A 22421-nucleotide genomic window follows, 5' to 3' on the forward strand; every position below is an offset into this window, starting at 1 on the left:
GCAGAGAAACTAGACCTGCTTTCGCGACTCTATAAGATGCTGTAGGGCTGAGTCAATGGTGATCCCTACGGATTAGGAAGGATGAGGGGCGAGGGAAGAAGGATGAAGGGATGGGAGTTAGATAAAGTAAGGCTCTTTTGGGTAGCTTAAGTTACTAGGGCTTTGGGCTTTAAGAGCCTGAGTTGAGTAAATAAAGTTCTTGGAATAAAATTGCTAAAAATTAAGAAAAATCTAATATTCTTATACGCAGAAAATAGTTCAGATCGTTATCTGCATCAGGGTCATTTCGTGAACATGGCAATTCAGGAACTCGTCGATCGGATTTTGGTATCCCGTCGCATTAGCCGTACTGACCAAAATCGCTTCATGTCAGCACTACTCGCAAAAAATTCTTTGAGTACAGAAGACCAACAGCAAATTACTCGCGTTTTCGATGGTTTGCAGACGGGTTTGATCCGAGTGGTGGATTAACGGCATTGCTAGCAAATTAGCGATCGCCCAAAATCGCATCTAAAAGCAAGTCGGCGCGGAACCGCACTGGATCGGTACAAGGTAAACTCGTTTCTTGTTGAGTTTGCTCAATGGCTTGTTTGGCACTGGCTGTGTCTAGGTGAGCCGTGTTGAGGGCGATCGCGACTACTTTGGCAGGGGCAAAGGCTCCTCCAGCGGTTGCTACAGTTTCATATAACTCAACTACTTGGCGTAAAGGCGGAATCGGCACATGCGCGAAGTTGCGAATGTGAGTTTGGCCAGCCCGATGTACTAGCACCAGATGAGTCGGCTGAGAGCCACGCAACAACGGCAAAGTTGCAGTAGAAGCAGGGTTGAGCAACGAACCTTGACCTTCCACAAACACAATGTCTTGCTCTGCCCCTAAGCGCAACACTAACTGTTCCACTGCACCAGAGGCAAAATCCACCCGAATCGCGTCTAGGGGAATGCCGTCTCCTGCCAACATCATGCCCGCCTGACCTGTAGCGAGGAACCTAGCCCGCAAGCCCCGTTGTAGCGCAGTTTGGTGCAGTTCTAAGGCAGTAGACATTTTGCCCACGCTCATGTCGGTGCCCACCAACAGCACCCGCAAGCAATCTAGCGATCGCGCCGCTCCAGTACCTACCGTTAAACCTGTGGGTTCTTGGCGCATATCCCAAATCCATTGCTCTGGACGAAGGAGAGCTTTGAGTTCTGGGTCTTGAGTCAGGGGGGTATGCAAGCCATTGGCTACAGAAATGCCTGCCGCGATCGCCTGTTGAATTTCTTGTCGCCAAGCTTCTGGCAGCACACCACCGGAAGGCGCAATCCCGATCGCTAAGACATCTGGTTTGTAGGTCAGCGATTCAGCCACAGAGGCCACGATGGGCGCGGTGCGGTGAATGCCAGTCAAATCGAGCAGGGATTCTCCAGCGCACTGCTGATCAATCACGGCCACGATATTGGCATCGCTGTAGCGTAGGAGGGATAGCCCTGTTTTTCCCTGAGAACCGCGAATCCCGTCATGGAGCAGAATCGCGACGCGATGTTCAGGACTGAGGCGCATAGTAAACTCCTAAACCAGGCAAATCGTTGGGTAGCAAACGGCCATCCTGCAAGCTGGCACCGGAGAAAGGACCGTCGAGTAGATTCAAGTGGCTATCAAGATCCAAGTGATCCGCCAGAGGTGAGAGCTGAGCAGCAGCAGTATTCAGCAAGCCACTGTCAGAATAGCAACCAAACATAATCTGGAGGCCACAAGCACGCGCTGTATGCACCATCCGCATTGCCTCACTTAACCCACCCGACTTCATCAGCTTGATATTAATGCCGTGGACGCGATCGCTGAGAGCGGGAATATCTCGGCTGGTAAAGCAACTTTCATCGACAAAAATCGGCAAAGGCGATCGCTCGTACAGTTTGGGTAAGTCTTGCTCTTGCCCCCGACGCAGCGGTTGCTCTATGTAGGTCACGCCTTGCTGCTCCAGCCACTGGCTCATTTTGATCGCATCAGTCAGGCTCCAACCCCCATTGGCATCAATGCTGAGCTTCACCTGGGGGGGAGCAACTTCACGGATAGCTAGCAACATAGCTTGATCGGCAGCAATCCCATCCGGACTGCCCAGTTTGATTTTCAAAGCCCTAGCAGCGGTGAACTGTAGCCAATCTTTCACTCGTTGCTGAGCTACTTCTGGTGGATTAATGCCAATCGTCACCGAGGTCGGGACAATGCGATCGCGATTGAGGCCCCATAACCGCCATAGCGGTAACTGCGCTTTTTGACCCAGCCAATCTAGCAAGGCGATATCTAACGCAGCATGAGCAGCGGAAGAAAGTTGAGCTTCCTGTAAAACTTTTTCAATTTTCTGGCGATCGAGGGGATGAAGCGGTTCTAAGGTAGGTGCTATTTGCTGTAACTGTTGCGCGATCGCTTCTGTGGTTTGCGGCGTTTCTCCTACCGAAAAAGGAGACCCTTCCCCCCAGCCTTCAATGGCATCTGCTTCCACTCGCACCCAGGCATTGGTCGTTTGAGCCGTTGTGCCTCGGCTAATGGTGAGCGGAAAACGCTTGTGAACAGTAAAGGTTTCGACGTGAATTCGCACTTTCGGCAGCTAACCCTTCAGATTAAACGGGCTTTCATAGACTCGATGAATCTCAAACATAAGCTTCGTTTCACCGTTTTCCCAGGTTAGCTGACGAACCACAATATCAGCATGAGCAACCCACTGGTCATCTACCAACGGTAGCGGCACATCCATTGGCAGAATGCGATACCCTGACTTGACGGTTTGATGTTGCGATCGCGGCACCAGTTCCGCGGGATAGCCCTGATTTGAGTTGAGTTTCAAAATACTGTTCACTTCACAGGGCATTCCCATCGCTTTCACCGTTTAATCCATTACAGGCAGTCGAACTTGATTTTACCCACTGCCTGTCCTGAAAACCGATGAGTGATACTCCGTCTGAGTGGTTGCTCCCCGCTAGGGTGCCAAAGCTAAGACAGGTTAGCTGCAATTAAAAAAGATTTTGTTGGCAGGTAGAACATAAGTGTCACTCTGAAACTTATTAGCGATCGCCTTCTTTTTAAGTGCTTCTGCCTCGGAAAAAGATAGATTACTACCTACTACTAAGGCATGTCTAGAATTGCTAGCTTTGGGTACGCAAGTTCTAGCATTGGGAAACTGTTGATTAAATGACTCACCAACCAGTTTCTGGACGCGGCCCAGTTCGTTTTGCACATCTTTAGCTCTCAGCGAGGAGGCTGCAATTACGAAGTAGCGCTTGTCTTCATAAGACTGGGTTAAGGCTTGCGCGAATTGAGACCCACTCTCAGTCGTAGCCGCTTGTTGAGCTTTGGTTGCCACGGGAAGTAGGGAAGCTCGAACAGATTCCTCAATCAAGGACTGAATTCTAGGGTTATCAATCGTAGCTTTAGCAACTTTGTCTTGAAATGCCTGATCTTGATTTAATGACGTAATGACCTCTTTGGCGATCCTGTCCTTAAAAACTTGATCTCGTAGGACTTCTTGCTTGATCGCTTCTCGTGTATCTGTCGAAATTTTTTCTCGAAAATCTTCATTGATGATCAAACCATCTTTAACTTCTCGACTAATATTCTGAATTTCTTTTTCCTTAATATGCTGCTCAATTTCTTGCACTAAGGCTTGAACTGAGACGAACCCGAATAAGCCTACCACGGTCACTAATCCAACCATGAGGCCAGAGAGTTTGTTACGAGCTTCAACGTAAAGACGGTAGGGATAGATTTCTTCAGTGAGGGTTTTTAGTTCTTGGCGCAGTTCAGCATTTTGTTGTTCTAAGCTGGCAATCTTTTCCAAGTTGGGGCTGTTGGCTGTTTCGTTCATGGGGCTCTCTTCCCTGCTGAATGCGATCGCGCCTGAGTTGGCTAATTAAAGCTTCACAACTCGTACCCCGCTTATCGGAAAACTTACGGTTGGCAATGCGATCGCCCCAATAAGGACCCAATAAACAAAAGCCTCAGGTATTCACCCAAGGCTCCGACTCCAGTTGGTTTCTAGCTTGTATGCACCTAGAACGGTGCTATATCAAAGCTTAGTAACGAGTGCGAGTGGTCTCAGCAGGATCACGGTAGGTCGTGGTGGTTTCAGGCTTGCGAGTTAGACCAGCCAAACCGAGCAGACCGAGCAGGCCTAACCAACCCCAGTCGAAGTCGCGATCGCCAGCTGTATCTGTGGTTGTGGTCGTGGTCGTGGTGCTGGGAGAGGTAGTAGTACCAGTGGTGCCAGTTGTACCAGTAGTGGTATCTGTTCCAGTTCCGGTAGTGCCTGTGGTGCCAGTCGTGCCTGTACCAGTGGTACCAGCAGTACCAGTCGCATCGGTTCCAGTTCCGGTGGTACCTGTGGTGCCCGTGCCAGTTGTACCAGTGGTGGTATCAGTGCCGAGGCCTGTGCCAGTTCCGGTGGTACCAGTCGTGTCAGTGCCGAGACCTGTGCCAGTTCCAGTGGTGCCAGTTCCGGTAGTACCAGTCGTATCAGTACCGAGACCCGTGCCAGTTCCGGTGGTGCCGGTGGTGCCTGTGCCAGTTGCATCAGTACCTGTGCCAGTGGTACCAGCAGTACCAGTCGCATCGGTTCCAGTTCCGGTCGTGCCCGTGGTGCCAGCGGTACCAGTCGCTCCGCCTGTTGCATCCTGAGCCGCAGCAGGAAGAGTGATGGGGAGTACTGCCAAACTGAGGGTGAGCACACCTGCCCCAACAACCTTGGATAAGCCTGAAGATTTCATCTTAAAGTTCCTTTTTTTTGTAAAGCGTTTACAGTCTGGACAAACTCTGAATCCTTGCTCTGAATTCTTTGAGGTCCGCTTGAATCAGTTCAGGACACACCTCTCGTAGAACATTAAGAGTTTTAACGGGTTTGGGAGTCATCCTTGAGCTAGAAGTTGCGCTGGCTTAAACTCCCCCCAAGGAAAGAAACTTTTTCTTACATCTACAGAACCTCTCAAGTTGCCTGAGTTAGGGTGAGTTCAAGCCGCTTCAGATCAGGCAACTTGACCTCTCAGGCTTATGGCTGAGCCAGAGAGCAGCCACTGAACCAAATGCCCTGTAGTCGGCGATCGCGCCTCAACTATTTGCAGATTGCAGGAGTGCTGAGCATGACAAATGCGACTTCAGAAGTCCCGGTTGCTCTCCCAGCGCCGGGAACTCACGAAATCTTAGATGTGCGACCCACAGATTGCTGCATTGTGGGCGGTGGGCCTGGGGGTGCTTTACTCGGCTTACTTTTGGCACGTCGAGGCATTGCTGTGACGCTGCTAGAAGCCCATCGAGATTTCGATCGCGACTTCCGGGGTGATACGTTGCACCCTTCAGTGATGGAAATTATGGAAGAACTGGGCTTGGCAGAACGCTTGTTACAACTGCCCCATACTAAGATGCGAACGGGAACGTTTACGGCGCAAGGGCAAGCCTTCCTGACGCTGGACTTTAGCCGCCTCAAAACTCACTATCCGTATATCACGATGATGCCGCAAGCACGGTTTCTAGAATTTATTACGGATGAAGCGAAACAGTACCCTAACTTCCAGCTTGTCTTAGGTGCGAATGTCCAAGAGCTGATTGAGGAGAACGGTGAGATTAGAGGGGTGCGGTATAGAGGTCAGGGAGGCTGGCACGAGGTCCGAGCCATGCTGACGGTGGGTGCAGATGGTCGTCACTCTCGCCTTCGTGAGTTGGCAGGCTTTACCGCTGTCGGCACCTCACCACCTATGGATGTACTGTGGTTTCGCCTGCCTCGACACGCAGATGAACCGGAAGGCGTGGTTGCCAAAGTTGGCCGAGGCAAGATGATGGCCTTGCTCAACCGCTTTGAAACTTGGCAAGCTGCTTACATTTTTCCTAAAGGCGGGTATCAGCAGTTACGGGCAGCAGGTTTGGAAGCGTTGCGCCAGTCGATCGCGGAAGTGGTGCCAGAATTGAGCGATCGCGTCCATCACTTGCAAGAGTGGTCTCAGGTGGCGTTTCTTTCAGTGGAGTCTAGTCGCTTAACTCGTTGGTATCGCCCCGGATTGCTGCTGATTGGCGATGCGGCTCATGTCATGTCCCCGGTGGGCGGCGTGGGCATCAACTACGCCATCCAAGATGCTGTGGTGGCAGCTAATATCCTGACCCAGCCGTTGCTGACAAAGCATTTAGAGGTGCGGCATCTGGCAAAAGTGCAAGCGCGACGGGAATGGCCCACTCGGATCATCCAAGCGCTGCAAGCGTTGATTCAAAAACGACTGATTGCGCGGGCCCTGGATACGAGCCAGCCCTTCCAGCCACCCGCCTTCCTCCAGTGGCCATTTTTGCGGGATCTGCCACCTCGGATCATTGGCTTTGGAGTCTGGCCTGTGCATGTAAGGCAGTAGGTGGCACTAACCCCAACTCCACATCACGGGGCCTTCGTTGGCTAGTTGATCGGTGACGATTCGACCGATCGCGTCAATTTCTTGCAATTCTTCCGCCGAGAGCTTCACTTCTGCGGCTTGAGCATTTTGTACCGACTGCTCGGCGTTGCGGGCACCCGCGATCGCGTTGGCTTGGGGTTGAGCGATTAACCAAGCTAAGGCAAGGTTCGCTAGTGTGCATTGGTGCCGTTCGGCGATCGGGCGGAGTTTGTCCAATGCGGTTTGGGCGCGTTCGTAGTTCTCGCCCTGAAATAGCTTATTCTTGGCGCGATTATCGGCGGAGTCAAAGGTGTGGCCTGGCCCAAACTTGCCAGTGAGTAAGCCTTGAGCTAAGGGAGAGTAGGCCAGGATCGAGATGTTGTGCTCAATGCAGTAGGGCACAGCATCAGTTTCGACATAGCGCCAAAACAGCGAGTAAGGCGGTTGCAAGCTGTCAATGCGGCCATACTGGGAGGCTTCTTCTAGCTGAGCGCGAGAGAAATTCGACACCCCGATCGCCCGAATTTTGCCTTGTTGCTTCAGGTCATTTAGCGCCCGCATGGTTTCCTCAATCGGCACTAGCTCGCTGTTGAAAGCTCCACAGGGCCAATGGATTTGGTACAGGTCGATGTAGTCGGTTTTGAGGTTTTTGAGGGAGCGATCGCAAGCTTCGATCACTTGGTCATATTTGAGGTGGTTGGCAAAAACTTTGGTGGCATAGACCGCTTGACCTCGCACATCGGAGAGGGCTTCTGCGACGACTTGCTCTGAGTGGCCTTCTCCATAAACTTCAGCGGTGTCAATGGTGGTGATGCCTGCCTCAAATGCCGCTCGAATTGCTTTAATTGTGTCTGCATCCTCAATCCCCACCCACATGCGCTTGCCTGCTTGCCAGGTACCCATGAGAACGGGCGAAATTTGGATGTCAGAGTTACCGAGCGATCGCGTCTCCATGTGGGCTCCCTGAGTTGCTACAACGGATTGGTTTGCTGACAAAATTCCTTCTCACTGTAACAACCGGATCCTGATGTAGTGCGATCGCCCCTATGAACACCTATTCTCACTTTTTGATGACGGCTGCCTTAGACAAAGCGCTGCCACGAGTGCCCATCGTTAAGCGAGCCTTCTGGCTGGGTTCTGTAGCTCCCGATTTGCCTCTGTGGCTGCTGTCGATCGGGGGCATTGTCTACTATCACTTCATCAAAGGTTGGAGTTTGGCGGATACGGCTCATCTCCTGTTTGACGAGCTGTATTTCCACAACCCGTTTTGGATCGCGGCTCACAATACCTTGCACGCTCCAGTGCTGTTGCTGCTGGGGCTAGCTTATGTATGGCCACGGAGACGGAACATTGGCTCTCGCACTCGCTGGCTGTTTTGGTTTCTGCTCGCCTGTCTCTTTCACACGACCGTAGACATCTTGACCCATGTGGATGATGGACCGCTGTTGTTCTTCCCGCTGAACTGGACTGTTCGCTTTCACAGTGCCATCAGCTATTGGGACCCTCGCTATTACGGCCACGAATTTCACTGGTTTGAGCAGACCTTAGATCTCGTTCTGTTAGTCTATTTGTTGCGTGAAAGAGTCTGCCAATTCTGCCAATATTTACGCCGCTGGAAACCTGTCTGATTTCAATGGCGATCGCTCTATCAGCCTGAAATTGTTTAAGGTACTAAAGTGCTGCTCATCACATATTTAGCCTGGGTCTCAGGATAGGTGAGAATGAGCTGTAATGTTTCTATGATCGAGACTGAGCGCTCAAAGAGCCCCACCGCCAAGAGGAGAATGGCAATCTATGCATGAAATATCACCACAAAGTGCAGAAGCTGCATTGAGACATGCAGAAATTTCTCAAAAGCATGGGGAATCAATCGAGACGGTCGGCAAGATTTTGCAAGGCCAAGAGGGTGCGAGCGCAGACGTAGGACAGGTCATTGAGGAGCGGGGGCAGTGGATTCAGGAGCATGCCCAAGCGTCTAAGGAGTATGCTAAGCTCGCCCAAATCAACAAAGCTGCCTCTACCGAAGCTTATGTCATGGCTACGAGTGAGCATGGAAAAGCGGTTGAGGAACATGTAGCAGCCGTCAAAGCTTATCTCGCTGTCGCCCAGGAAAATTTAGAACAGCGACGAGCGGAGCAGGTAGAACATAGAATTCTCATCGAGCATGAGCAGGCGTAACATCACCCTGTTACACAAATTGCTACACAATCCTGAGTGAGCTAAAGTCGGAGCCATACTAGCAGTAACAAAAATTACTGAGAGGGTAGGCTGTGAACCGCTTATCTCACCTAAAACTTAAGCCTTCGTTGCTGTTGAGTACCTTGTTTAGCAGCGTTTTGGTTGTTAGTTGTGCTTCAGCACCTAACCAGACGATGGAGTCGGCTTCAGCGCCAATGATGGCCCAAAAACAAACGGCCACCGACTCTAACAGTGGTAATCCTGGCAGCGATAGCAACACCAGCGGCTCTGGAGCAGAAGCAACATCAGGACAAGCGATCGCCGCAGTTCCCCAAGCTCGACCCCAATTGATCAAGCGGGCAGAGCTGAGCGTGGTGGTCAAATCAATTGACGCGAGCTTAAAGTCAGTTGCGGCGATCGCTCAACGTCAGCAAGGCGATGTTGTCGGTCTACAAGACCAAAAACCGCAGGATACCAGTACTCGCCACACCGCTTCGATGCAAATTCAGGTGCCCCAAGAGCGCCTGGAAGCAACGCTAGCGGCATTGGCGGAATTGGGCAATGTGCAGTCTCGCGCCATCACCGTAGAAGATGTTTCCACTCAGCTCGTAGATTTTCAGTCTCGGTTACGCAATCTCCGTCGCTCTGAGGAAATGCTGCTCAAGATTATGGAGCGCTCTGGCTCGATGAATGATGTGCTGCGTGTAACCCAAGAGTTAAGTAACGTGCGGCAATCAATTGAGCAAATAGATGGACAACTCAAAAGCCTCCAAAGTCAAGTCGCCTTTTCTACAATTAACCTGAGTTTGGCCGAGCCGATCGCCGCCTCGCCGCCAGCCGAAAGCCCAGTCGGTTTACGCATGCAGGAAACCTGGGGCCAAGCCACTCATTCGATGGGCAAGCTAACCGTTGGGTTGCTGAACCTAAGTATTTGGCTGTTTGTCTACAGCCCTTATCTCTTGCTAGTTGGCGGATTAGGGGCGATCGCTTACCACCGCTGGCAAAAACCCACACCTCCTGCGACCCCTGTGACAGAACCGCCTCAAGCCTCTGACTCGCTCTAGCCGATAGGCCACAATTAAAGCAGAACCGCAGCTTGAGGAGCAGGGTGGATGGAGGCACTACATCAACCGCAGGATGTGATTGGCGATCGCTACCGCATCCTAGAAGTCCTGGGTCAGGGTGGCATTGGCACCACTTACAAAGCCACAGATTTACAAACCCAGCAGCAGGTAGCCCTAAAAGCCCTCTCTCTTCGACGCGTCACTGACTGGAAAGTGCTGGAACTGTTTGAGCGAGAAGCCAGAGTGCTGTCTTACCTACAACATCCCGCTATTCCGCGCTATCTCAACTACTTCCAGGTAGATACGCCAGAGAATCGCTGGTTTTATCTGGTGCAAGAATTAGCAGAGGGGCGATCGCTGTCGCAGTGGGTCAAGGAAGGCTGGCGGATTGGAGAGGCCGAAGCTAAGCAGCTAGCGATACAAGTCCTAGAGGTGCTGAGTTACCTGCACTCGCTCACCCCACCTGTGATTCACCGCGACATCAAACCCCAAAACATCCTACGACACGCTGACGGGCAAATTTTCTTGGTAGATTTTGGAGCGGTTCAGGATACCTACCGAGACACGCTAACTCAGGGCAGTACAGTTGTGGGCACCTATGGCTATATGGCCCCAGAGCAGTTTCGGGGTAAAGCCGTTCTCGCTACCGATCTGTACGGCTTGGGGGCCACGCTATTATTTTTGCTCACTCACCAATCTCCCGCTGATCTACCTCAGCGTCGCCTCAAAATCGATATTCGTGCCTGTACTCAACTCTCCCTGAGCTTCGCTGATTGGCTCGACCAGATGCTAGAGCCTGCGATGGAGGATCGCTTTCCGTCTGCCAAGGAAGCTTTGGCTGCATTACAAGCGCCACCTCGTCATCAGGTTGAGTTAGCAAGCTCCGAGTTCCAGATTGATCGGCAACCTGCTGGCAGTCGCATTCAGCTAAAGCGTACAGCCCAGGAGGTGCTAGTTGACATCCCACCCCAACGTTTTCTATCTCGCAATCTTGGTTTATTCGGTTTTGCGTTGGTTTGGAATGGTTTTATCTTTTTTTGGACAAGCTCTGCGATCGCGATGGGTGCGCCCATCTTTTTTCCTCTCTTCTCCATTCCCTTCTGGATGGCAGGTTTAACTTTACTAGGCCATGCCTTAGCTCCTATTACCATCCAGACGTATGTAGAAATCAATCGCCATCGTTTTCGGCTCCAGCAGCAGTGCTTGGGTTGGCGGTACCGTCAAGTAGAAGGCAACACGGAGGATTTAGAAACAATTCAATGGTTCGATAGCCAACTACGAATCAACGATCAGCCTGTGTATACCTGTGCCTTAATCGAGGGAGTGCGCACTCACCAATTTGGCTCGGCGCTGACTCATACAGAGCAAAAGTGGTTGGCACAGGAGTTGTCAACCTTTTTAGCGAAGGTGCGATCGCCAAAGGCTTAGCCAAATATTTAACTCTGCTGACAGTTTTTTACTTCAATCAATCTTTAAAAAGCGAGGTACGGAGAAGCTGAGTCAGCCGTAGCAAGCTGCTACTCAAAGATGCAGAGCGATCGCTGGTTTAGAGAGCTGCACCGTGTCACCGCAACTCGTGCTTTATATCACCATCGCCATGCGTAGACGTTCCTGATTCACTTGAGCCGAGCTGAAGAGCGAAATAAGGTGCTGTTCTGTCACGGTGCAATCTACTCTTATAACCAGGTTTAGGCCACCCAGTTTAGGCAGACCCTTCTGACTTGTTCACCTCAGCTATCTGGAAACGCTGTGAATCATCGTCGCTGGCGCGAAACTGCCGAATATTTCATGCTTGCAAGCTCAGGGGTTGGAGCAGTTGCGGCGGCTGTCTCGCAGCAATTTCTGTTTGCGGCTGCCCCGATTTCTTGCTTGCTGGCTCTCAATCTAGTCAACCGACAGCGGTTTGAGCAAGAAACCAAGCAACTGACCAAGTTGACCATCACCCGATTGGACAGTCGCGTTACTAGAGAAATAGCCTACCTCCAAGAGCACATTGAAGGCTTACCCAGCGTCGTAGAGCTAGACAGCCTCAAGCAAAACTTCTTTCGGCGGCACCGTGAGTCTTTGAACAGACTCTCAGAACAGGTACAAACACTGCAATGGGAAATGCAGCGCCAACTGGCTCCCCTGAAAGCCCAAGATGTTGCAGGGCTGCGTCAGGACTTAGAGCAAATGCAAATCCAGCATACTCAAGTTGCCACCGCCTTAGAACAGGTAACAGACCAATTAGCTCAGTTGACCGCGCATCCTCAAGCAGAGCAGACAGAAGCCGCGATCGCCCGATTACAAGCAGACATGGCACAAGCCCAGGCTGATCTGAAACTCCTCAGCAACGAGCCTATGAGCCAGGTGAAGGGGTTGCAAGATCAGGTTAACCACATCAACCGTCGCCTGAATCATTTGCCCACTCCCTTTGATGCCAGTTCCCTCAAGCAAGATGTAGAATCCCTAATCCGAGTCATTGCAGGGCTAGTACCCCGGCGAGAATTTACTCGCGCCTTAGTGGATTTAGAAAATCTACAGCACAAGTATCAAGGCCTAGAGCAGTCTGTCGCCCCTTTGCGGTTGGCAATCACTATTTTTCGCAAACAACTAGATGTCCTCCACAGTAAAGTTCATGCCCCTGGCGAAGCCCACCTCCTTGAGGAGTTGAGCCAAACGGTCGCTGCAATGGAAGCTCGGCTGAGCCAATTGCCAACCTTGCCTGACTTGGCGGATTTGCAAGACCAGATTCAAGCTCAGGCAAGTTTAGGCCCTGAGGTCGCTCAGCTCCGCCAACAAATGAGCACCGTACAACGCAATACGGAAGCGCTATACCAACAGCACAAAGCCCTGCGCGACTGGATTCATCGTTTACCGCAGCTGTTAGACAACAGTGCCCTGCAAAGCCAACTCCAAAGCTTAGCGGCTCGCCTGGAAGGTGTGGAAGGCAACATGGTAGAAGTCCGGGGCGAGCTAGAAGCAACGTTGCAAAAGCGGTTGGGCGGCATCAATCAGCAATTGCAAGCTTTGCCGGGAATGCCAAACCATGAGCTAGTCATCGCGCTGCGTTCTACCTTGCCAGCATCCAGCGATCGCCCGGAACCACTAGCAGGTAGCCGAGCCTTTTTAGAAGAATTACTCGACCAAGCGGAAAATCAAGTGATTGTAGTTTGGCCGTGGCCCAACCCGTTTAGTTTAGATGCTGCCTTGCTAGAGAAGTTTCGAGCGTTCTTACAGCGCGGCGGTTGCCTATCGATGGGGTGGAGTCATTTAGGCATGACCCACCAAAGCTACGCCCCTCGCTATATCAGTCCGCGATCGCCCATATCACCCCCCGAAAGAAGTTGGCTCCACAACACGCTGAAGCAACTAGCGCAACTGAAGCAGGAGTTTCCTCAACAATTTAAGTTCAAAATCTTGGGAGCAGATGAGAATTTCTTAGTTTGCGATCGCCGCTTAGCCATTCTCAAAATTCCTAACCTACCCGTCTCTAGCACCGTCTTTCCAGAACTAGAACTCGGACTCCGCACCACTGATGCTCAAACCATCCAAGGGTTAATCGATCGCTTTGAGCAACCGCTGTTAGATGTTAATGATGCTACGGCTTATTTTCAGCGGGCGGCTACCCGATACGAAATTGGCGATAAATCAGGGGCGATCGCCGATTACACCCAAGTCTTACAGATTGATCCACATAACGATGTCGCCTATACCAACCGGGGCGTGGCTCGTTATGACTTAGGCGACTCAGCAGAAGCCATGACAGACTTTGACCAAGCAATTCAGCGAAATCCTGACAACAGTGTCGCTTACTGCAATCGTGGCTTTATCTGTGCTGAGTTAGGCGACAAGCTAGGCGCAATTGAAGACTACAGCCAGGCGATCGCACTGTCTCCCGATGATGCGACTACTTACTTCTACCGGGGAGTGGCTCGAACCCGCATCGGCAACAAGTTAGGCGCAATTGAAGATTACACGCAGGCGATTGGACTCCATCCTGAAGACGCCACTGCTTACCTCTATCGCGGTCTAGCCCGTGCAAAGCTAGGTGATAACCCAAGAGCGATCGCCGATTTACAGCAGGCAGAACAATTATTTAGCGATCGCGGTGATCTACTTAATCGCCGTAAAGCTCAGGGTACTCTGAAAAAACTACAACAAGCCGTGGTAGATGCCAACCTAATTAACTGCTAAATCAATCTGACCTGAATAATGGCTCAAGTTGATGCTAGGGAACCATCGTAAGCGCATCGTCAGTATCAGTCACGTTAGAAGTTACTTGCTGAGCAGGCGAGGGGGAGAGCATCATCTGACCTGCAAAGCCATAGCCCAATAAGTATAGGAAGGCAAATCCAGCTAAGCCCATCTGTATCACTCTGCCCAGCGACCACAGTTGAGGTGGCTGTTCTTGGGGAAGTTGGGGCTTTTTAACTGTTTCAAGCATTGAGTCAACCTGAGCTGCGTCTTGTAATCCAGTACGGTTTTTATCCGCTGTATCAGGCTACCTTTGCAGTTACCACCTCAATTACTATCAAAAGGGTGAGACTCAGAGCGGAGTGAGGGTGATTTTTAATTAAAGCGCTGATTTCTCCCACTGCACTCGGTAAAGAATATAACGGCTATCCTCATATACTTCCTCATACCAAGTTTTTACTACTTCGGGTTGGGCGATTGCCAGAGTATCTGGAGGCAGTGACTTGAGCTGTTGCTTATCGAAAAGAATGTGGGAGATTTCTGACTTCTGTAAGGACTGAAAGGCTTGTTTTTCCTGTCCTCGTGCTGCTCCCCAAGTCGCTGGGCGGGCGATCGTGGCGTCACTCCACAAGCGATCGCGATCGCTGTAGAATTGGTCACCATCACTAAAGGTGAGAATTCTAGCTGTTTTGGGTAAGTGAGCATTGATATATTGCCAAGCCGAATAGGAAGGGACTGTTTTCTGTAAATAAGCGGCTTCTGATGTTTGTCCTACTACTACTGGCAAAGGTAGCTCACGAATCACATGGGTTAACCAACCAGTCCAACCGACGCGATTACCTTCGTGGAAGGGTAGAAATGGCGGCAAGTTGAGTGGAAGAAGCACAGCTAAGCCTGTGTACAAAGCTAGACCACCCCCTCTCGCAAAAGAGTTGAGCCAATGGGCAAGCCCTTCACAAGATGCTGCTGCCAGAATTGCCAGAAGCGGAGTAATCGGCACTAAAAAGCGCATTTGGAAGCTGCAAAAAGGAGAAGCCCAAAGGACAAAGTACAACAAGACGAAGCCTGCAAACCAGGACGCAGCTGAAGAGTAGCGACGGATAAAAACCCATCCAGGTAGAAACAAGAGAAACAAAGGGCCGAGGGTACCACCGTAATCAGCCGCATTCACCGTCATATCCCAAGGCAAGGTGAGCAGATTTAAGACAGAGTCGGGACGCCCAAATTGCTCTAAGAAATGATCTAATCCTCTTTCGGAAACTGCATCCCAGCGATCGGCAGGGGCACCAAACAGACTGAACAGTTCTGGAAAAACTGGATTTCCTGAAGCGAGCCAGCTGCGGAGATACCAAGGAAACGGTAACACTAGGCTGCCTACACTAAGAGCGATCGCGGGGATGACAGCTTGTCGAAAGTTTTTCGTCTGGAACCAAAGCTGTAGAAATAGCCCTATCGCTGCTAGTGCCAGCACAAAGAGCGCCAAGTGTTTACTAGCCAATGCCAAGCCTAGGTTCAGTGCTGCTAAGACTAACCACTGCCAATGTCGCTCTTGTACATATTGCCACAGAGCATATAACACAAGCCCTACATGCAACGCCAAGGCTAAATCAACATAAGCGCTGGTGGCCTCCCACAAAACAATTGGAACAGTTACTAAGAAAGCACTAGCGAGCCACGGAGAAACTCCAGCAACAAAGCGGCGTGTGAGCTGGTAAGTCAGAAGAACGGTCAGGGGTAAAGAAACAAAATGGAGTAATTTGGCAGCGATCGGTCCGCCTAGGGCCAAACCTGCCCCAAAAATCAACTCCCAAGTCATTGGGTAAAGCGAAACATACTGAGCTGGCAAGTCTACTAAATATCCTGCTTCCAGCCACATTTCTGGAAAACTGAGGTGGTAACTGAGTGCATCAAACTCTTGCTCTGGAGCTAAGGCACACACAAATGCAATGGCGATCGCGATCAGAGTAACTCCTTGCCAAATTCGATCAGCAGGGGCCACGGTGGAAGTGAGGCGGGGTTGAGCAGCTGAGCGAAGTTGCAATGAATTGTCAGACTTGAAACAGTAGCCCAGCCACAAACTACCTGCTGCCAAGACAGTTGCGACTAAAATTTGAATACTCAAACGATAGTAAATCCCTAGGAACGCGAGTCCTAGAGAGAGATAAGCCAGCGCACCTAAGCCAATTGCACTGTGGTAGAGCCAGCGATCGCGCCAGTCCTGAAACTGCCAACGCAACAGCAATCGACAAACTCCTAGTCCCAGAAATTGAGCCGCTACCACCGTCAAGCCAGCTCCTACGATTCCTATGACACTACGCCCAACGGCTTCATGAAAGTAAGGTAACCCTGGTAATAAAACCCGGCGGATCAAGAGATAAGAGAGAGCCACATAAATTGTCAGTCCACCAAATTCAAGCAAAGTGCCATAAAGCAGTTGGGATGGTTGGGTGAATTTTTCCTGTCGTAGCAGTTGACTAATTTTTCTGCCAACCCGCTGCGCTAAAAACAGTAGTAATGCTGCTCCCAAGCCGATCCCCAACAGTGGCAGTAGATCGACTAGATTGGACCAAACTAAGGCTAAATTTTCTGTGGGTGACAACCAGACTTGGCGGTAATAAATCAGAAGTAGCCCCACCGTCCAAGCTAACCATAGAGCAAGTAGGCAGTACTGCGACCCTCTTTGGATTCTCATGGCTGATTTGCTCCTCTTAGGATGCTCGGCTGGCTTAGTCTGAGAGAATAAAAGAAGAGCCAGATTTAGGTTGCCGAGTCGCGATCGCCTAGTAGCGTGTTCCTAAAGCTGGCACTTGGGCAGGGCTAAGCCGCCAGCGATGAGGAGAAGACAGAATTCCCTTTTGCTGAATGGGTGAGCGAACCGATAAAGGATAGGCATGCCAATGGTAGTCGTAGGCATAAGCCCAGTTCTGTTCATAGATGCCCACATCCACAAAGTAGTCTCCCCCCACTAAATCAAGGCGATCGAGATGTAGTGTGATTTGGTTTTTGCCGTCGAGCAGAGGTAGCGATCGCCCTAAAGTTTCGGTACTGATATCAAAACAAGCTTGGCCGTCTTCTCGGCTGATCGTCACGCTAATGATTGGAGATTCCACTGGCTGCTCAGCTTGGTAATGAATCTCGATAGCTAAGGGAGCTCCACTCTCAATTTCACCTTTGGGTAGCAAGCGTACATTGGTAATCTCAGCTTCTAAAGAACCGAAACGGTTTTCATTGACTCGTAATTCAATCCCTGAATCAGTGAGTTTGGGAGGACGTGTAGGAGTTCGGCGCTGGGTTTCGGATCGCATTTCAGCTACGTACTGGCCTGCAACAATTCCTGGCTCACCATAGGCGATAATTTGGCCATCGCGTAGCCAGATTGCTTGGTCACACAGTTCTTGAATTTGTTCTGCGCTATGCGAAATTAGGATAATGGCGCAGCCCTGCTCTTTCAACTGAGCAATGCGATCCAAGCATTTTGCTTGAAAGGAGATATCCCCAACCGATAAAAATTCATCTACTAGTAAAACTTGTGGGTCAGTATGCACCGCAACTGCAAAGGCAAGCCGCATCTGCATACCAGTGCTGTAGGTTCTGAGGGGACTGTCAATAAAGGGAGCTAGTTCGGCAAACTCAACAATGGCATCAAAGCGGCGTGCCACTTCCCGCCGAGTTAATCCTGCGACTACCCCACTGACAAAAACATTCTCGCGTCCCGTTAGATCCGAGTGAAAGCCAGCTCCTAGATCTAGCAAGGCTCCAATCCGACCATTGATTTTTACTTTGCCTTCATCCGGTCGGCCCACCCCTCCAATTAGCTGGAGCAAGGTAGATTTTCCGGCTCCATTTCTGCCAATAATTCCCAGCATTTGTCCAGGCAGAACGTTGAAGCTGATATCCCGTAAAGCCCAGAACTTCTCAACGGGTTGCATGCGGCGCAAGCCAGATAGAACTGCTTCTTGAAGGGTTAGTGGACGATCGCCATGATATCGGCAATACTGCTTGCCTAAACCCTGGACCGAGACTGCATAACGCATTTACAACTCCTCCACAAAGCGATCGCTCTGCCGTCTGAAAATCTGGTGTCCAATGGGAAGCAGCACCACACTCAACGCACTCAAAATTCCTAGCGCCATCCAGTCTGGTTGTACGCCCTGGATCAAAATATCTCGGTAGGATTCCACCAAAAGCACAATTGGATTGAGGTGATAAACCAAACGTAGATTTTCCGGTACACTTTTCAGGTCGTAAAACAAGGGTGTGAGATAAAACAACAGTTGCAGAATCACCCCAAGAATGTGCTGAGTATCCCGAAACGTGACATTGACCGCGGCTAAAGGATAGGTGAGGCTAACTGTGAGTACAAACTGCAACGCTAGTAGCAGCGGCATAGCCAAGATAATTGGCTTGAGTTCGATGCCGTCAATACTCATAAACACTAGCAAGATGGGCAGCGCTAAAGTAAAGTGAATCAGCCCAGTCGTGACAGTGACTGCGGGCAAGATGGCTGCGGGAAAACCAGGTTGTCGAATTAGTGCCCGGTTATTAGTGATCACACCTGTAGCTTGAAAGAGAGAGCTTTGGAACCAGTTCCACACCAATAAGCCGCTGAACACAAATGAGGAATACTTAGGAACATTAACTGGCAAGACAAGCTGGAAAACAAAGGCAAAAACAGCCAGTTGTAACAAGGGGTTAATGAGCGTCCAAGCCAGACCCAAAGCCGATCGCTTGTAAAGAATTTGGATATCACGAATTACTAATTCGCGGAGGAGATCTAATCGCTGCATCAACTTCCCCTGACGGCGTGATAGGCTAGCTGTTCTCACGACACTGCCTCTGGAGCGCTAGCTGAGTCAAGCAATACTTCAACATCTATGTTCTCGATGCGTTGACTACGAAGTCGATTAAAGCTGTAGGACAATGCCCCCACTAACAGACCTAAAACTTCTAAAGCAATTAGAGAACGAGAGAGCCGATTGGGATGCAGGAAGCGGCGCAGCACTGATTGTAAGAACCATTGGTACAGCATGACATGCCCAACAGCCAACCAATGCACTTTACCCTTACTAGTAGAAGCAACTAAATGAGCACCAAAACCGCAATTATCCCTGAAAATCTTTCGTCGCAATTGAGCTAGACTCGGTTCAGCCGTATGCCAAGCGATCGCAGCAGGTTCATATACCAAAGTATGCCCTTGGGCTAAAAGACGGTGGAACATTTCCAACTCATCACCACCGCGGCTAGGAGTGCCATCTCCCAAAGCTCCATCAAAACCGCCCAGTTCGCTAAAGAGAGAGTGGCGGAAAGCCATATTAGTGCTTGTACCTAGCAGATTTGTCCATAACAAATTCCGGTTTGGCACCTCTGCATTCACAATCCGTGATTCTGAAAACACCGTTTTGCAAACGGTACGACGCTGCAACCGTTGCTTCATGCCACCGTAGTGCAGCTCATACAGGTATTGTGCTTGAGTTTGTAGTTCAGCAGGTGCGGCCAATCCTGTAACTGCCATAACTTTGCTATCAGCAAAAGCTCTCGCGATCGCTTGCAACCAGAATTTATCCACTGTTACATCGTCATCAATAAAAGCGACGATGCCATGACGTGCAGCTGCAATGCCACGATTGCGCGCCCATGCTAATCCAGGTTGGCTTTCACGGACATAGCGCACTGGCAACTGAGCAGCGAGTTGTGCCGTGTCATCATTACTAGGAGTTCTATCGACCACAATGATTTCGTAGGTGGGATAGTCCAGTGCCAGCAAGGATTGTAGACATTGGCTTAGCGCAGAGACGCGATCGCGGGTGCAAACGATGATGCTAATTGGCTCAGCCATAGTTGCTTGTGGCTCAAGCTCTAGGAATGGTTGCTCAACTGTCGCTGCCATCAACTCCCAGCCCAACTGTTCGGTCGCAGCTTGCTGCAATTGCTCAGCTGTCACAGCAATCTGATGACGAACAGGTAAGTAGATCCAACCGAGCGGTTTTTGGTGGTAGCGCACCAAAACTTGCAGTTGATTAAAATCTTCCAGATCCCAAACAGAAGGAAGCGGTTGGCTAAAGTCTAAATCAAGTACCTTAGTTGACATAAACAAGCTCCGGAGACTGAGAAGGTTGAACTGGAAGGGCAGAAGTAGACTGAGGAGCGGAACTCGTGGCATTAATGGCTTTATCTAAGACCAATGCTGGGATCAGCGCTGGAGCTAGGGTCGTAGCTAATATGGGACGTAGGTGAGCAGCATGCAACCGCTCTGCTCCAGGGATAGCTGGAATTCGACCGATGATTTGTTTGCCATAGCGGAGACGAACTCCAGTAGGGCGCTCTTGCTCTAATCTGCACTCAGCCTGAGCTAACCCTGCCTTGAGATCGATTTCGATATCTAACAGGTTGGGACTGGAAACAGGGCGAGAGCCTTGTAGAAAGGTGGTTAAGGCCTGTTGAGTGCTAGAAGCCTCAGCAATCCCGCGCAAATACCAGTAGCCTAAGAGGCGATCGAGCAAAGTGCGCCAGTAGCTCCGTAAGCGCATCCACTCTAAAAGATCGAGCGATCGCCGTAGTCCTTTGGCCAGCAGATCGCCAAGTGCTGGCATTTTGAATATTACAATCAGGGCCATTCGGTCAACCCAAGAGCACCGAGCAATCATGGTTGACACTAATAAGGTGGGCTTTAGCTCTGGATATTTCTGTCCTAGCTGAACATCTGCCTTGCCTTCTTGATATTTGCGCCGTAACGAGCGATCGAGATCAGTTAACTCGTGGTGATATCCCATCGCTGCTTCAGCAAAGGTAAATTTTGCCTTAGCTTGCAACAACCTCATGCCTAGCTCATAGTCCTCATGGCAGCGGAACTGAGGGTCAAATTTGCCAACTGCGGCAAACAAATCTGCACTCACTGAGAAGTTGCCACTGAGCAAATCGCAGTAAGCGAAGCGATATCCAGGCTGACGCATTCTCTGAAACATAGCTTCCCACCAACCCCGTAAGGTAATTCGGAAGAAGCCTGTTTGAGTTTTTAGGATAGTGGGTAGGTAACCCAATACCACTTGATTAGCTTGTTTCTGGTGAGCTTGCACATGAGCTGCGACAAACCCTGGAGAAGCCTCAATATCATCATCTAGAAAGATGAGTAACGGAGCTAATGCCAAGGCTGCACCTTGATTGCGGGCAACCGCAGGTCCCTGGCTCGATTGCTCAATCACCTTAAGCGTATAAGGCGCTTGATAAGCCTTGAGCATCTCGCTGGTGTCGTCGGTACAACCATCCGCAGCAACGATCACTTCCATCTCAGACAAAGGATAGTTTTGCTGAGCTAGGGCATCAAGGGTCCGTTTCAGAACAGCACTGCGGTTGTGGGTGGGAATAATTACACTAACAGTCGGCATGGTGTTAACGGCTTAAGGAGAACTTAGGCAGATTGTTTGCGAGCAGTTAAATAAGCTTTGGGACCAGCGAGACAACCTTGGAGTTCGGCAAGGGCGAGATCTAAGGGCAAGCTATTTGGCAGTCGGAAGATAGCGCGAAATAGATTAGGGAGTTGGTCGTGGAGAAACCATGCGATCGCAGGCTGCACCATTACCCATTCTTTTTCCACTAGCAGGGTGCGAGTCCAGAAAGCGTAAACGCCCACACCATAACCGTAGAGAGCTCGGCGCAGTTCTTCCCAAGTGCGACGATGACGATGCCAACTCAGGGCTGTGGGTTCATAGACAATGCGGTAACCTGCCAGCAGAATGCGAGCAAACATCTCATGGTCACCCCCAGAGCAGGTGGCCGTACCTGCATCCAGATAGGGATCAAATTCACCTACTTGTTCAAGTAAGCTGCGGCGTACCGCCATGTTAGCCCCAGCACCCACTCTGCCTGTTGCCAATGGGTTCTGTTTAGCACTCTCAAACACAACTCGGTGGAAGCCTTTGCCAAAGGGACTATAAGTTTCAAACCACTCTTGAGCTTCTGTTTCTAGCTCCAGAGGCATGGTTAAACCTGTGGTGCAAACAACGAGGGGGTCGTCAAAATTAACTAAAAGCGATCGCAACCAATTTGGATCTGGAGCCGCATCATCATCGGTAAAAGCCACAATCTCTTGGCGAGCTTCTCGTAAAGCTCGGTTGCGGGCGTTGTTCAGTCCTGGGCGATCTTCACGCACATACCGAACTGTGGGGTAATGGGTAACTAACTCCTGAGTGGCATTAGTGGCAGGGCAGTTATCGATGACTAAAATCTCTTGGCCGTCGTCTGGCAACTGCATCAGAGAATCCAGACATCGCTTTAAGTCATCGGGGCGATCGCGGGTACAAATGGCCACTGTAGCTAGAGGCAAAGAAAAACTTTTACTTTGCACTTCATCCCAGTCTAGATACTCCCGCAGCCACTGTTCCCAAAGTTGAGACCCAACAGCATTGACCAACCGTTCTCGCAACTCCAGACCACTAATGTGTCCTTCTGCCACAGGCAGGAGCGCTTTGCCTAGCGGTTTGCCATTAAAGCGAATCAAAACTAATGCTTGATTGTATCGTTCTAAATTTGTAATCTCAGCGGGTAACTGTTTTAAGTCAATGTCTAGGACTGCGGTCGCCATTATTTCCCCCAAAGTGCAGTCAAAAATAGTAGATTCTGTTTTCAAAAAAT

20 protein-coding genes are annotated in these 22421 nt (G+C 50.5%); 7 read left to right on the forward strand and 13 right to left on the reverse strand.

Going from position 1 to position 22421, the window contains the following annotated elements; all coding sequences use genetic code 11:
* The first annotated feature begins 294 nt into the window (after positions 1-294).
* The gene (locus H6F68_RS13965; RefSeq protein ID WP_190559839.1) at positions 295-471 is read left to right on the forward strand and encodes a hypothetical protein; all 177 of its coding nucleotides are present in this window, start codon (positions 295-297) and stop codon (positions 469-471) included.
* 16 nt (positions 472-487) lie between these two features.
* Here the strand turns inward: H6F68_RS13965 and H6F68_RS13970 are convergent, their stop codons facing one another.
* The 5 genes from H6F68_RS13970 to H6F68_RS13990 form a co-directional block, all read right to left on the reverse strand.
* On the reverse strand, positions 488-1537 hold the full coding sequence (locus H6F68_RS13970) for a DUF1611 domain-containing protein (RefSeq protein WP_190559841.1): 1050 nt from the start codon (positions 1535-1537) through the stop codon (positions 488-490).
* The gene (locus H6F68_RS13975) at positions 1521-2573 is read right to left on the reverse strand and encodes a dipeptide epimerase (RefSeq protein ID WP_190559843.1); all 1053 of its coding nucleotides are present in this window, start codon (positions 2571-2573) and stop codon (positions 1521-1523) included. The genes H6F68_RS13970 and H6F68_RS13975 overlap by 17 nt, the downstream gene beginning before the upstream one ends.
* Before the next feature lie 9 nt (positions 2574-2582).
* A complete protein-coding gene (locus tag H6F68_RS13980) occupies positions 2583-2849 on the reverse strand; it encodes a DUF2584 family protein (RefSeq protein WP_190559845.1) in 267 nt (88 codons plus the stop codon).
* A 126-nt stretch (positions 2850-2975) separates the two neighbouring features.
* Positions 2976-3836 (reverse strand): hypothetical protein, encoded by an 861-nt coding sequence (locus H6F68_RS13985; RefSeq protein ID WP_190559847.1) that lies wholly within the window; start codon positions 3834-3836, stop codon positions 2976-2978.
* Positions 3837-4044: 208 nt separating this feature from the next.
* The gene (locus tag H6F68_RS13990; RefSeq protein WP_190434727.1) at positions 4045-4734 is read right to left on the reverse strand and encodes a WGxxGxxG-CTERM domain-containing protein; all 690 of its coding nucleotides are present in this window, start codon (positions 4732-4734) and stop codon (positions 4045-4047) included.
* 312 nt (positions 4735-5046) lie between these two features.
* Here H6F68_RS13990 and H6F68_RS13995 point away from each other — a divergent pair, with 312 nt between their 5' ends.
* Complete coding sequence (locus H6F68_RS13995; protein ID WP_242065500.1) at positions 5047-6357, forward strand: FAD-dependent oxidoreductase; 1311 nt, start codon at positions 5047-5049, stop codon at positions 6355-6357.
* A gap of 6 nt (positions 6358-6363) precedes the next feature.
* Here H6F68_RS13995 and H6F68_RS14000 read toward each other — a convergent pair whose 3' ends face one another.
* Positions 6364-7371: an aldo/keto reductase gene (locus tag H6F68_RS14000; RefSeq protein ID WP_313930120.1), complete on the reverse strand. Its 1008-nt coding sequence runs from the start codon at positions 7369-7371 to the stop codon at positions 6364-6366.
* Positions 7372-7421: 50 nt separating this feature from the next.
* Between H6F68_RS14000 and H6F68_RS14005 the strand changes: the two genes are divergently transcribed.
* The 5 genes from H6F68_RS14005 (at position 7422) to H6F68_RS29615 (ending at position 13793) form a co-directional block, all read left to right on the forward strand.
* Positions 7422-8003 carry a hypothetical protein gene (locus H6F68_RS14005; RefSeq protein WP_190559849.1) on the forward strand — a complete coding sequence of 194 codons (582 nt, stop codon included), beginning with the start codon at positions 7422-7424 and terminating at the stop codon, positions 8001-8003.
* 166 nt (positions 8004-8169) lie between these two features.
* Complete coding sequence (locus H6F68_RS14010; RefSeq protein WP_190559851.1) at positions 8170-8553, forward strand: hypothetical protein; 384 nt, start codon at positions 8170-8172, stop codon at positions 8551-8553.
* A gap of 92 nt (positions 8554-8645) precedes the next feature.
* Positions 8646-9617, forward strand: coding sequence for a DUF4349 domain-containing protein (locus H6F68_RS14015; protein ID WP_199300080.1), 972 nt, complete (start codon positions 8646-8648; stop codon positions 9615-9617).
* 48 nt (positions 9618-9665) lie between these two features.
* A complete protein-coding gene (locus H6F68_RS14020) occupies positions 9666-11045 on the forward strand; it encodes a serine/threonine-protein kinase (RefSeq protein WP_190559853.1) in 1380 nt (459 codons plus the stop codon).
* 321 nt (positions 11046-11366) lie between these two features.
* Entirely contained in the window at positions 11367-13793 is a 2427-nt protein-coding gene (locus tag H6F68_RS29615) for a tetratricopeptide repeat protein (protein WP_190559855.1), read from the forward strand.
* Positions 13794-13827: 34 nt separating this feature from the next.
* On the opposite strand, the gene H6F68_RS14030 is transcribed toward H6F68_RS29615, so the two are convergent.
* From H6F68_RS14030 to H6F68_RS14060, 7 genes are all read right to left on the reverse strand, one after another.
* Entirely contained in the window at positions 13828-14043 is a 216-nt protein-coding gene (locus H6F68_RS14030) for a hypothetical protein (RefSeq protein WP_190559857.1), read from the reverse strand.
* A 129-nt stretch (positions 14044-14172) separates the two neighbouring features.
* Positions 14173-16485, reverse strand: a complete 2313-nt coding sequence (locus H6F68_RS14035; protein ID WP_190559859.1) for a phospholipid carrier-dependent glycosyltransferase — start codon at positions 16483-16485, stop codon at positions 14173-14175.
* An 88-nt stretch (positions 16486-16573) separates the two neighbouring features.
* On the reverse strand, positions 16574-17827 hold the full coding sequence (locus tag H6F68_RS14040; protein ID WP_190559861.1) for an ABC transporter ATP-binding protein: 1254 nt from the start codon (positions 17825-17827) through the stop codon (positions 16574-16576).
* Complete coding sequence (locus H6F68_RS14045) at positions 17828-18619, reverse strand: ABC transporter permease (RefSeq protein WP_313930121.1); 792 nt, start codon at positions 18617-18619, stop codon at positions 17828-17830. It lies immediately after the preceding gene.
* Complete coding sequence (locus tag H6F68_RS14050) at positions 18616-19881, reverse strand: glycosyltransferase family 2 protein (protein WP_190559863.1); 1266 nt, start codon at positions 19879-19881, stop codon at positions 18616-18618. Before H6F68_RS14050 ends, H6F68_RS14045 begins: the two co-directional genes overlap by 4 nt.
* A complete protein-coding gene (locus H6F68_RS14055; RefSeq protein ID WP_190559865.1) occupies positions 19871-21175 on the reverse strand; it encodes a glycosyltransferase family 2 protein in 1305 nt (434 codons plus the stop codon). Before H6F68_RS14055 ends, H6F68_RS14050 begins: the two co-directional genes overlap by 11 nt.
* Before the next feature lie 23 nt (positions 21176-21198).
* Positions 21199-22371, reverse strand: a complete 1173-nt coding sequence (locus H6F68_RS14060; RefSeq protein ID WP_190559867.1) for a glycosyltransferase family 2 protein — start codon at positions 22369-22371, stop codon at positions 21199-21201.
* Positions 22372-22421 lie beyond the last annotated feature (50 nt).

It is taken from the genome of Trichocoleus sp. FACHB-262 (assembly GCF_014696035.1).
Classification (GTDB): Bacteria; Cyanobacteriota; Cyanobacteriia; order FACHB-46; family FACHB-46; genus Trichocoleus.